General features: G+C 62.5%; 14 protein-coding genes. All 14 read left to right on the top strand.

From position 1 onward, the window contains the following. Window positions 1-106 precede the first annotated feature (106 nt). The 14 genes from rpmH to SPISAL_RS08555 all read left to right on the top strand — a co-directional run bounded on the left by rpmH (window position 107) and on the right by SPISAL_RS08555 (window position 10,701). On the top strand, window positions 107-241 hold the full coding sequence (rpmH, locus tag SPISAL_RS08730) for a 50S ribosomal protein L34 (protein ID WP_016354092.1): 135 nt from the start codon (window positions 107-109) through the stop codon (window positions 239-241). A gap of 11 nt (window positions 242-252) precedes the next feature. Then, window positions 253-618, top strand: a complete 366-nt coding sequence (gene rnpA, locus SPISAL_RS08870; RefSeq protein WP_016354091.1) for a ribonuclease P protein component — start codon at window positions 253-255, stop codon at window positions 616-618. Next, a complete protein-coding gene (yidD, locus tag SPISAL_RS08865; RefSeq protein WP_016354090.1) occupies window positions 603-839 on the top strand; it encodes a membrane protein insertion efficiency factor YidD in 237 nt (78 codons plus the stop codon). The genes rnpA and yidD overlap by 16 nt, the downstream gene beginning before the upstream one ends. Then, window positions 839-2,521, top strand: a complete 1,683-nt coding sequence (gene yidC / locus SPISAL_RS08605) for a membrane protein insertase YidC (RefSeq protein WP_016354089.1) — start codon at window positions 839-841, stop codon at window positions 2,519-2,521. The genes yidD and yidC overlap by 1 nt, the downstream gene beginning before the upstream one ends. A 1-nt stretch (window position 2,522) precedes the next feature. Continuing rightward, window positions 2,523-3,854, top strand: a complete 1,332-nt coding sequence (mnmE, locus tag SPISAL_RS08600) for a tRNA uridine-5-carboxymethylaminomethyl(34) synthesis GTPase MnmE (protein ID WP_016354088.1) — start codon at window positions 2,523-2,525, stop codon at window positions 3,852-3,854. Between the two features lie 42 nt (window positions 3,855-3,896). Beyond that, entirely contained in the window at window positions 3,897-5,783 is a 1,887-nt protein-coding gene (mnmG, locus tag SPISAL_RS08595) for a tRNA uridine-5-carboxymethylaminomethyl(34) synthesis enzyme MnmG (protein ID WP_016354087.1), read from the top strand. After that, window positions 5,784-6,431 carry a 16S rRNA (guanine(527)-N(7))-methyltransferase RsmG gene (rsmG, locus tag SPISAL_RS08590; protein ID WP_016354086.1) on the top strand — a complete coding sequence of 216 codons (648 nt, stop codon included), beginning with the start codon at window positions 5,784-5,786 and terminating at the stop codon, window positions 6,429-6,431. A gap of 4 nt (window positions 6,432-6,435) precedes the next feature. After that, complete coding sequence (locus tag SPISAL_RS08585; protein WP_016354085.1) at window positions 6,436-7,233, top strand: ParA family protein; 798 nt, start codon at window positions 6,436-6,438, stop codon at window positions 7,231-7,233. Next, complete coding sequence (locus tag SPISAL_RS08580; protein WP_016354084.1) at window positions 7,230-8,090, top strand: ParB/RepB/Spo0J family partition protein; 861 nt, start codon at window positions 7,230-7,232, stop codon at window positions 8,088-8,090. The genes SPISAL_RS08585 and SPISAL_RS08580 overlap by 4 nt, the downstream gene beginning before the upstream one ends. Before the next feature lie 63 nt (window positions 8,091-8,153). Next, window positions 8,154-8,513 carry an ATP synthase subunit I gene (locus SPISAL_RS08575; RefSeq protein WP_016354083.1) on the top strand — a complete coding sequence of 120 codons (360 nt, stop codon included), beginning with the start codon at window positions 8,154-8,156 and terminating at the stop codon, window positions 8,511-8,513. A 28-nt stretch (window positions 8,514-8,541) separates the two neighbouring features. Then, window positions 8,542-9,309 carry a F0F1 ATP synthase subunit A gene (atpB, locus tag SPISAL_RS08570; RefSeq protein WP_016354082.1) on the top strand — a complete coding sequence of 256 codons (768 nt, stop codon included), beginning with the start codon at window positions 8,542-8,544 and terminating at the stop codon, window positions 9,307-9,309. Between the two features lie 59 nt (window positions 9,310-9,368). Continuing rightward, window positions 9,369-9,632: a F0F1 ATP synthase subunit C gene (gene atpE, locus SPISAL_RS08565; RefSeq protein WP_016354081.1), complete on the top strand. Its 264-nt coding sequence runs from the start codon at window positions 9,369-9,371 to the stop codon at window positions 9,630-9,632. Window positions 9,633-9,683: 51 nt separating this feature from the next. Beyond that, entirely contained in the window at window positions 9,684-10,154 is a 471-nt protein-coding gene (locus tag SPISAL_RS08560) for a F0F1 ATP synthase subunit B (protein WP_016354080.1), read from the top strand. Between the two features lie 10 nt (window positions 10,155-10,164). Then, a complete protein-coding gene (locus SPISAL_RS08555) occupies window positions 10,165-10,701 on the top strand; it encodes a F0F1 ATP synthase subunit delta (protein WP_016354079.1) in 537 nt (178 codons plus the stop codon). Window positions 10,702-10,707: the final 6 nt, after the last annotated feature.

Here is a 10,707-nt window from a genome sequence, read left to right as displayed (position 1 = left end):
AGAACGGCGCTTGTCCGTGCCGGATTCGTTGACACCCTCACGGCGGGGGATTACGCTTGCTGGCTGTTTTTCCACTGATTTCGATTTTCGAGAAGGCGGTTCCGTCATGAAGAGGACGTTTCAACCCAGCGTCATCAAGCGCAAGCGCAATCACGGGTTCCGTGCCCGGATGGCCACGCGGAATGGCCGCAAGGTGCTCGCTCGGCGCCGCGCGAAGGGACGCGTTCGACTGACACCGTAGGTCCGGCGCCAGTGACGGGCCCGGATCAGAGGTTTCCGCTCGAGGCCCGACTCTCCAGCAGTCGTGAATTTCGAGCGGTGTTTGCCCAAGCGAGTCGCTACGCAGACCGCTACTTCACGATACTGACCGGGGCTGGCCAGGCTGACCGGGCGCGACTAGGCCTGGCCGTTTCACGCAAGGCAGCCCCTCGCGCCGTCGACCGGAACCGGATTAAACGATTGATTCGCGAGCGGTTTCGACATTGGCAAGCCGATTTGCCCCAGGTGGACGTGGTTGTCATGGTTAGACCGGTCGCCCGACACACAGAAAACGCTATACTCTCCGCGGCACTGGACAGACTCTGGCAACGGGTATCCCGGTCATGCGAACCATCTTGATCGCGCTGCTACGCGCATACCGCTACGTCATCAGCCCCCTGCTGGGTCCGAGCTGCCGCTTTCATCCAACCTGTTCCTGCTACGCTATTGAGGCGGTTGAGCGCCATGGGGCGCTGCGGGGCGGGTATTACGCCCTTCGGCGCATTCTGCGCTGTCATCCCTTTCATCCCGGGGGGCTAGATCCTGTCCCGGACCAGGAATCTGCGAGTCACCGCCGATGATGGATAACCAACGCCTATTTCTGCTGGTCGCCCTCGCGCTTGTCATGCTGTTGGTCTGGACGACCTGGCAGCAGGACTATGGCCCGCGCCAGGCAGAGACCACCGCCGCCACTCAGGAAGAACAGGCTGACGCAGCGGCACCGGAGCCAGGCGCCGCGGATGATCGCGCCGCTGACGACCCCGCGTCTCCGGGTGGCCGCGAGGATGACGCCCCTGGCGCATCGGATGACACCGGTGCAGGCGCGGACAGTGAGGCCATCATGGCCGATACCGTGCGCGTGACCACGGATGTACTTGACATTGAGATCCCGCTAGCGGGCGGCAACATACGCGACGCGGCACTGCGCGAACACACACGGGCGGTCGACGATGACACGCCGTTTCAGCTGCTCGGCAACACTGATCCCTTGTTCGTCGCCCAGAGTGGGTTGATCGGCGATGATGTGGAGGCACCCGGGCACATGGCCGAATGGGAGGCCGTGGCGGAGCGCTATACGCTTGAAGACGATGCAGATCAGATCGAAGTGCCGCTTCGCTGGCGCAGCGAGTCGGGTGTCACCATTACTCGGCGTTATTTATTCGAGCGCGATAGCTACCTCGTGCGCGTCGTGCATGAAGTCGAGAATGCCAGCGACGCCGACTGGCGCGGCTATCAGTACAGCCAGCTTCGCCGTACGACCGAAACCGAGGGTCCGGGTTTCCTGGGTGCTGCCAGCTACACCGGTGGTGTGCTCTACAGCCCGGAGGAGAAGTATCAAAAGATCAGTTTCGGTGACATGGACAAGGAGGACATCTCCCTGGACATCGCCGATGGTTGGCTTGCGATGATCCAGCATTACTTCCTCGCCGCCTGGGTGCCACCGCGGGATCAGGAGCTGCGCTACTACTCCCGGGTTAGTCGGGGTGAATACATCCTCGGGCATAGCTCGCCCTGGCAAAGTGTGGCCGCCGGTGACACGCAGGCCTTCGAGAATCGTTTGTTCATTGGCCCCAAGGAGCAGGACCGCCTGGACGCGGTGGCCGCCGGGCTTGAGCTCACCGTGGACTATGGCTGGCTGACCATCATCTCCAAGCCCCTGTTCGTGGCGCTGGACTGGATCCACGACGTCGTCGGTAATTGGGGCTGGTCAATCATTCTGCTCACGCTCGGCATCAAGTTGGTGTTCTACAAGCTCTCGGAGACGAGTTATCGCTCCATGGCCCGGATGCGCAAGCTCCAGCCTGAGATGCAAAAGCTCAAGGAGCGCTATGGTGAGGACCGCCAGCAGATGAATCAGGAGCTCATGCAGCTCTACAAGAAGGAAAAGGTGAACCCGCTGGGCGGCTGTTTGCCGATTCTGATTCAGATACCGGTGTTCATTGCGCTGTACTGGGTGCTGTTGGAGAGCGTGGAATTGCGCCAGGCTCCGTGGATTCTCTGGATTCAGGATCTGGCCGAACGGGATCCGTTCTATGTGCTGCCGCTGTTGATGGGCGCGACCATGTTCCTGCAGCAGAAGCTCAATCCGGCGCCGATGGATCCGATTCAGCAGAAAATCATGATGGGCCTGCCGTTGGTCTTTACAATTTTCTTCATGTTCTTCCCGGCGGGGCTGGTGCTCTACTGGGTGACGAACAACAGTCTTTCCATCCTCCAGCAATGGATTATCACCCGGCGTATTGAGGCCGGCGCGAAGTCCTAGCATGGCCGAGCCCACCCTGTGCGCCGTGGCCACACCGCCGGGGCGCGGTGGGATCGGCGTCGTACGGGTCTCCGGGCCTGATGCTCAGGCGCTGGCGCAGGCTATTGCTTCGCCCCTGCCGGCGCCACGCTATGCGGCGCTACGACGGTTCCGTGACAGCAACGGTGAAGCCCTTGATGAAGGGCTAGTGCTGTTCTTTCCTGGTCCCCAGTCGTTCACGGGCGAGGACGTGGTCGAGTTCCACGGCCACGGTGGCCCCATCGTTCTGGATCGATTACTCCAGCGGCTCCTCGCGTTGGGTGCGGTACTGGCCGAGCCCGGCGCGTTCAGTCAGCGCGCTTTTCTGAATGGCCGCCTGGATCTGACCCGCGCTGAGGCCATTGCCGATCTGATTGACGCCGGCAGTGAGTCTGCGGCCCGCGCTGCAATGCACTCCCTTCAGGGCGAGTTTGCCGAGACAGTCAATGGATTGGTGGCCTCGGTGACCGAACTGCGGGTGCATCTGGAGTCGAGCATTGATTTTGCCGACGAGTCACTGGATGGCCTGGCGGCGGACGAACTGATTGGCCGCATTGATGCGATTGCCGAGCGGCTTGCGGCGACGCGGCGGGCGGCGGGACAGGGGCAGCGGCTACAGGAGGGCCTGACGCTGGTTATTGCCGGGCGGCCCAATGCCGGCAAATCGAGCCTGCTCAATGCCCTCGCCGGGCGCGATGCAGCCATTGTGACCGAACTCGCGGGGACGACTCGGGACATCCTGGACACCCAGCTTCATATCGATGGCTTGCCTCTGCGCGTCCTGGATACTGCGGGTTTGCGGGACGGTGGCGATGTCATCGAGCAGGAAGGGGTGCGCCGAGCGCAGGCGGCCATGGCCAGAGCCGACCGCATTCTGCTGGTGAGTGATGATGCCGCCAAGGACCCCGATGCGTCATCCGATCTGCTGGATGAACTGCCCGCGGATGTTCCGCTGACTCGGGTGGCCAGCAAGATTGACTTAACCGACCGTGCGCCGGGCGTTCAAGCGGGGGTGATCGGGGTATCGGCCCTAACCGGAGCCGGTCTTGATCACTTGCGCGCGCACTTGCGGGGTGAGTTGGGTGAAATGCATACCGAGGCCGGTTTTATCGCCCGTCGCCGGCATCTCCAGGCGCTGGATGCAGCCGCCGAGGCACTCACCGAGGCGCGCGGCGCAGCAGCGGCTGGGCTGGGAGATGAGCTGGTCGCGGAATCGCTTCGTCTCGCCCAGGACCGGTTGGGGGAGATTACCGGGACCGTGACCACCGAGGATCTCTTAGGGGCGATTTTCTCAACCTTCTGTATTGGCAAGTAATTGATAAACTGCACGGTCGTTGAACACATCAGGTAAGGCGTCATGGATCCTGCAAGGCCATTTGAAGTCATTGTCGTCGGTGGCGGTCATGCCGGCACCGAGGCCGCGCACGCCGCGGCCCGTATGGGTGTGCGCACACTGCTCCTGACCCAGAGCCTCGAGACCATCGGTCAGATGAGCTGCAATCCGGCGATTGGCGGGATTGGCAAAGGCCATCTGGTGCGTGAAATCGACGCCATGGGGGGCGTCATGGGTCGGGCCATTGACCGGGCAGGGATTCAGTTCCGGTGTCTCAACCACCGCAAGGGGCCGGCGGTGCGTGCGACCCGCGCTCAGGCGGATCGGGCGCTGTACCGGGAAGCCGTGCGCCATGAACTCGATGCCCTCGAGGGCCTGCAACTCTTCCAGGACAGCGTCCAGGATCTCATCGTCGAGCAGGGCGAGGTCTGTGGCGTGGTCACCGGCATGGGGCTGTCATTGCGGGCGCAGGCGGTGGTGTTGACGGTCGGGACCTTCCTCGGTGGACGGATTCACGTGGGCGATCACAGCCACAGCGGGGGGCGTGCCGGTGATGCCCCGTCCAATGCCCTTGCCGCACGGTTGCGTGAGCTCCCTCTGCGGGTGGGCCGGCTTAAGACCGGAACGCCACCGCGAATTGATGCCGGCAGCATTGATTATCGGCAGATTGGCGAGCAGCCCGGGGACGATCCGGTGCCCTACTTCTCGCGCTGGAGTCGGCGAGATGAGCATCCACGGCAGGTGGCCTGCCATATCACGCACACCAACGAAGCCACGCATGCCATCATCCGTGACGGATTGCATCGCTCACCGATGTTCAGCGGCGAGATCGAGGGCACGGGCCCGCGTTACTGCCCGTCGATCGAAGACAAAGTGGTGCGCTTTGCCGATCGCAACGCCCATCAGATTTTCCTGGAGCCTGAAGGCCTCGGCAGTCGCGAGGTGTATCCCAACGGCATTTCCACCAGCCTGGCTTACGACACGCAGGTGGCCCTCGTGCGCAGCATTCAGGGGCTTGAAAACGCCCACATCACCCGACCGGGCTACGCCATCGAGTATGACTATCTGGATCCGCGGGATTTGCAGCCCCATCTGGAGAGTCTGCATCTGCCAGGGTTGTGGTTGGCTGGGCAAATCAATGGCACCACCGGATACGAAGAGGCGGCCGCCCAGGGTTTGCTGGCCGGGGTCAATGCCGCCGCGCGCGTCCAGGGAGAGTCGAGCTGGGTGCCGGGACGCCACGAGGCGTATATCGGCGTGCTTGCGGATGATCTGACAACGCGGGGAACGCGGGAGCCTTACCGCATGTTCACCTCGCGGGCGGAATATCGCCTACAGCTGCGCGAGGACAACGCGGATCTGCGATTGCTCCCGGTGGCCTATCGTTACGGGCTGATCAGCGAAGCGGCCTGGGCGGATTTTGAGGCCTATCGCGAGGGGATCGAGACCGAACGCGTGCGATTGGAGCGCACCTGGGTCAAGCCGGGTGATTTAGGCGACGATGCTGGCGCCAGCTTACTGGGACAGCCCCTGCGCCGGGAGCAGACGCTCATGACACTGCTGCGGCGCCCTGAGATGGATTACCTGACCCTGATGCAATTGCCGGGGGGTGGGCCCGGACCGGCGGACCCGCGCATTCGCGAGCAGTTGGTTATCGAGGCACGGTATGCGGGTTATCTGAAACGACAGACCGATCAGGTAGCACGCAGTGAGCGATCCGAGCATCTGCGGATCCCGCAAGATCTGGATTATCAGTCGGTCGCCGGGCTGTCTGCAGAAGTTCGGGAAAAGCTCCTCAGTCATCGACCGGCGACGCTGGGGCAGGCCGCGCGTATTCCGGGTATAACGCCCGCGGCCGTCTCGCTGTTGCTCGTGCACCTGCGCCGGGATACCGAGCGCCGGAGCGCCTGAGTGGCCCTGCGTGCCGGTGAGGATAACGCCACACTGACGGCGGGCTTGGCTGCTCTGGGTGAACGCCCAGACCTGGCGGAACCGCTGCTCGCCTACCGGGATCTGCTTGCGCGGTGGAATCGCGTCTACAACCTCTCCGCCGTGCGGGACCCGGCCGCGATGGTGCCCCGCCATCTGCTCGACAGCCTGGTCGTGCGGCCCTGGTTGCCGACCGGCGCTCTATTGGATGTCGGCACCGGCCCGGGGCTACCCGGGATACCCCTCGCCGTGGCGGAGCCTGACCGGCCGGTCACACTGCTCGAGTCCAATGGCAAGAAAACGCGATTTCTTGCGCAGGCCTGTCTTGAACTCGGGTTGTCTAACGTCGAGGTGGTGCAGACCCGGCTTGAAGACTACGCGCGTGCCGAGGGCTTCGCGGGCGTCATTTGCCGGGCATTCAGTGAGGCGGGCACATTCTGGGCGGGTATCCGGCATCTACTGGCGCCCGGCGCACCCGCGCTGGCCATGAAAGGACGCCGCCAGGACCATGAGTTGGCAGGCCTTGAGCAAGCCGGCGTATCATGCCGCTGGCATAAACTGGATGTGCCCGGGCTTGATGCCGAGCGCCATTTGCTCATTATGACGGGCACGGAGCCCGCCACAGGATAGAACGATGACTCAGACACTGGCCGTGGCTAATCAAAAGGGTGGCGTTGGCAAGACCACCACCTGTGTCAACCTTGCCGCTTCATTAGTGAGCAGCGGCCGGCGCGTGTTGCTCGTGGATATGGATCCACAGGGCAATGCGAGCGTTGGGGCAGGGCTTGAGAAGAATTCGGTCACGCACACCAACTATGAGTTGCTCATGGGCGAGGCGGACGCCTCGGCCGTGCGCTGTACGGGCCTCACCGGTGGGTTTGATTTGCTACCGGCCAACGGGGACCTGACGGCCGCTGAGGTGGCGCTGATGGGCACGGGTGAGGGTCGCGACAAACGCCTGCAGGAGGCGCTCGCCCCCATTCGCGACGACTATGATCATATTCTTATTGACTGCCCACCGGCGTTGAACATTCTCACGGTGAATGCCTTTGTGGCGGCTGACCGGGTGCTGATCCCGATCCAGTGCGAATACTATGCCCTCGAAGGGCTGTCGGCGTTGCTCAACACCATCGAGCGGGTTCGCCAAACCGTGAACCCGACACTCGAGATTGAGGGGTTGGTGCGCACGATGTTCGATGGCCGCAATAACCTGGCCAACCAGGTTGGCGCGCAGCTCCTTGAACACTTTCCAGGCCAGGTTTATCGGACCCAGATCCCGCGCAATGTGCGCCTGGCCGAGGCGCCGAGCCACGGGTTGGCAGTGCTTCAGTACGATCGGGCCTCGCGCGGTGCAGTGGCCTATCGGGCGCTTGCCTCGGAGCTGTTGCGTCGTCAGCAAGCGGGCGCCGCCACGGCAGGAGACACGGCATGAGCAATCGGCGACGGGGATTGGGACGCGGTCTGGATGCCTTACTGGGTGAGGCCTCGGCGGAGGCGGGTCAGGCCGGAGAATCCGGTCTGCGTGATCTGCCCCTCGATCAGCTTGAGGGTGGGCGCTATCAACCGCGTCGAGAATTCGATCCGGCCGCATTGCAGGAGCTGGCACATTCCATTCGAGCCCAGGGGGTCGTACAGCCCATTGTCGTGCGGCCGCTGCCTGGTGGCGAGCGCTACGAAATCATTGCAGGCGAGCGGCGTTGGCGGGCGGCACAGCTGGCGGAGCTGGAGACGATTCCTGCCATTGTTCGGGATATCCCCGATGAAATGGCGGTGGCCGTTGCCCTGATCGAGAACATTCAGCGCGAGGACCTCAACCCGCTGGAAGAGGCAACGGCGCTGCACCGGCTGATCGAAGAATTCGGCATGACGCACCAGGCCATTGCGGATGCGGTCGGCCGGTCACGCGTTGGCGTCTCGAATTTGCTGCGCCTGCTGGATGTCTCGGCCACGGTTAAATCGCATATTGCCAATGGCGAACTGGAAATGGGCCACGCCCGTGCCCTGCTCTCGCTGGATGAGGCGGGCCAGGCCGAGGCGGCCCGCCAGATTGTGGCGCGGGGCCTGTCCGTGCGCCAGACGGAAGCGTTGGTCCGGCAGATGCAGTCGGCGACGACGGATCGCCAGGAAAAAGCCGCACCGGATCCGAATATTCGCAGTCTGCAGGACGATCTGGCTGAACGTCTCGGGGCGAATGTGCGCATCGAGCACGGGCAGCGGGGCAAGGGCCGGCTGGTGATTCGCTACAACAGTCTTGACGAGCTCGATGGGATTCTTGAGCACATTCGTTGAAGCCGTGAGCGGAGTTCTTTATACTTCGAGCGCTTTTCCGATCCTGCTTTCCGGTGAAAGCGGATGCTGAGACGGGTTGCGTTTAAGGTCATTCGGATTCAGCTCGTGATCGGATCAGTGGCAGTTGTGGCCTGGCTCATCGCCGGGGGAATGACGGCCGGGTTCGCGGCGCTTGTGGGGCTTCTCATCAGCATTGCCATGACCGGTTACGTTGCGCTCAAGTGGTCCTTGAGCAGCACGGCCGAGGAACCACGGGCCATGCTCGGTGGCTTCTATCGGGCTGAAATGATGAAACTGCTACTAGGCACAGGATTGATTTTCGTCGGGGTTTACATGTTCCGCGACCAAGCCGCGGCCCTCGTCACAACGCTGGCTTTCACGTTGGCCGCCTACGGCTTCGTGTTGCTCGAGAACATCGACTGACTGGTTTCGGCACAGGATAGAAAAGGGTATGGCAAGCGGCTCGGCCACAGAATATGTCACTCACCACCTTGAGCATCTCTCGGTGGGAGAGGGTTTCTGGACCCTGCATATCGACACCCTCATTGTGTCCTGGATTCTGGGCTTCATCTTCTTTGGTCTGTTTTACGCGGTGGCGCGCCGCGCAAGCGTCGATGCGCCCAGTGGACTGCAAACCGCTGTCGAGGCGTGCATCGAATTCATTGATAACCAGGTGAGCGAGAGTTTCCATGGCCCTAAGGACTTCGTCGCGCCCCTCGCGCTGACGATCTTTGTCTGGGTGTTCTTCTGGAACCTGATGGACCTCATACCGGTGGATCTCTTCCCGGAGCTGCTCAAGCTCGTCGGGATTGAATATGTGCGCATCCTGCCATCCGCCGACATGAACGCCACGTTTGGCCTATCGCTGACCGTGCTCGCGTTGATCATCATCTACGGCATCAAGGGCAAGGGCGGGAAAGGCTTTACCAAAGAGCTTTTCTGTCACCCATTTGGTTCGCACCCGGCGCTTTGGCTGGCCAACCTGATGCTGAACATTGTCGAGATGATCGCCAAGCCGGTATCGCTGGGGATGCGGCTGTTCGGCAACCTGTATGCCGCCGAGATCATCTTTATTCTGATTGCACTGCTGCCGATTTGGGCACAGTGGGTGCCGGGTGTGGCCTGGGCGATCTTCCATATTCTGGTGATCCCGCTGCAGGCCTTCATCTTTATGGTGCTCACGGTTGTGTACCTGAGTCTGGCCTACGAGGAACACTGAGCGGCGCCCGGGGGCCGTTCGTGCTGGTTTTAACTTAAAGACCCCTGTTTGGAGGAATCATGGAAGCTATCGCACAGGTTCAGGCGCTCACCGCCATCGCCATCGGACTGATTTTCGCCTTCGCCGCGGTCGGCACCAGCATTGGCTTCGGCATGCTGGGTGGCAAGTTTCTGGAGGGCATTGCCCGCCAGCCTGAGGTGGCCGGTGTGCTGCAGGTCCGCATGTTTATCGTCGCCGGCCTGCTCGACGCGGTGTCGATCATCGGTGTGGCGTTCGCCGCCCTGCTGATGTTTGCGAACCCGCTGCTGGGCGCGCTGAGCTGAACAATCCACTCGCCGCGAATCCCGTCAACGGGCAGCATGGGAGAGTGAACCGTGGGCATTAACGTCACACTGTTCGGGCAGATGATCACCTTCCTGGTGTTCATCCTGTTCACGATGAAGTTTGTTTGGCCGCCGATTCAGCAGGCCATGCGCGAGCGTGAGAAGCGTATCGCCGACGGGCTGGCATCGGCCGAACGGGGCCAGCACGAGCTGGACCTCGCGAAAGAGCGCGCTGCGGAGCATGTCCGAGAGGCCAAGGCGCAAGCGGCTGATATTATCGAGAAGGCCAACCGCCAGGGTGCCAATCTGATTGACGAGGCGCGGGAGGAAGCGCGAGCCGTCGGTGAGCGTGAGCGCGCTGCGGCCGAGGCCCGGATCGAGCAGGAGCTCGGCCAGGCCAAGGCGCAGTTACGTAGCGAAGTCTCCGAGCTCGCCATCCTGGGTGCGAGCCGGATCCTTGAGCGGGAGGTTGATGCGAAGGCGCATCAGCAGATGCTCGATCAGCTGACTGAGCAGGTCTGAGGGGCGCTCGATGGCACAGTCGATCACCATCGCCCGACCGTACGCTGAGGCCGCATTCGAACTCGCCCGCGAGTCGAATGACCTGGCGGGCTGGGCCCAGGGGCTAACGTTAGCCGCCGCAGTGGTCGGCAATGAGCAGGTGGATCTTGTCCTTCGTAGCCCACGCGTGAGCGACGAGGACAAGGCCGCGCTGATCATCGAGATCTGCGGGGATGACCTCAATCCGACGCTCGCCAACATGATCCGGCTGCTGGTCGATCGTGACCGCATTTTGCAGCTGCCGGAAATGGCGCGTCAGTTCGATGACCTGCGTGCCACCCATGAACGGACGCTGGATGCACAGCTCGTCACGGCCCAGCCGATTGACGATGCGGTCCGGGATCGCTTGGCCAAGGCGTTGTCGACCCGGCTCGATCGGACGGTGCGACTGGCGTCTGAAATCGACGAAACACTTATCGGTGGTGCCATTGTGCGCGCCGGTGACCTGATCATAGATGGATCGGTGCGCGGCCGCCTGACGCGTCTGACCGGCGCCCTGAGCCGCTAAGAGGAC

Source organism: Spiribacter salinus M19-40, from assembly GCF_000319575.2.
In the GTDB taxonomy this organism is placed as follows: Bacteria; Pseudomonadota; Gammaproteobacteria; order Nitrococcales; family Nitrococcaceae; genus Spiribacter; species Spiribacter salinus.
The sequence above is the reverse complement of the archived record's forward strand: the minus strand, read 5'-3'. Positions and strand labels throughout refer to the sequence as shown.

What these genes read in the sequence shown, in the direction of transcription:
- rpmH (WP_016354092.1), top strand. Translation starts at nt 107, where the DNA reads ATGAAGAGGACGTTTCAACCCAGCGTCATCAAGCGCAAGCGCAATCAC.
- yidD (WP_016354090.1), top strand. Translation starts at nt 603, where the DNA reads ATGCGAACCATCTTGATCGCGCTGCTACGCGCATACCGCTACGTCATC.
- yidC (WP_016354089.1), top strand. Translation starts at nt 839, where the DNA reads ATGGATAACCAACGCCTATTTCTGCTGGTCGCCCTCGCGCTTGTCATG.
- mnmE (WP_016354088.1), top strand. Translation starts at nt 2,523, where the DNA reads ATGGCCGAGCCCACCCTGTGCGCCGTGGCCACACCGCCGGGGCGCGGT.
- mnmG (WP_016354087.1), top strand. Translation starts at nt 3,897, where the DNA reads ATGGATCCTGCAAGGCCATTTGAAGTCATTGTCGTCGGTGGCGGTCAT.
- SPISAL_RS08585 (WP_016354085.1), top strand. Translation starts at nt 6,436, where the DNA reads ATGACTCAGACACTGGCCGTGGCTAATCAAAAGGGTGGCGTTGGCAAG.
- SPISAL_RS08580 (WP_016354084.1), top strand. Translation starts at nt 7,230, where the DNA reads ATGAGCAATCGGCGACGGGGATTGGGACGCGGTCTGGATGCCTTACTG.
- SPISAL_RS08575 (WP_016354083.1), top strand. Translation starts at nt 8,154, where the DNA reads ATGCTGAGACGGGTTGCGTTTAAGGTCATTCGGATTCAGCTCGTGATC.
- atpB (WP_016354082.1), top strand. Translation starts at nt 8,542, where the DNA reads ATGGCAAGCGGCTCGGCCACAGAATATGTCACTCACCACCTTGAGCAT.
- atpE (WP_016354081.1), top strand. Translation starts at nt 9,369, where the DNA reads ATGGAAGCTATCGCACAGGTTCAGGCGCTCACCGCCATCGCCATCGGA.
- SPISAL_RS08555 (WP_016354079.1), top strand. Translation starts at nt 10,165, where the DNA reads ATGGCACAGTCGATCACCATCGCCCGACCGTACGCTGAGGCCGCATTC.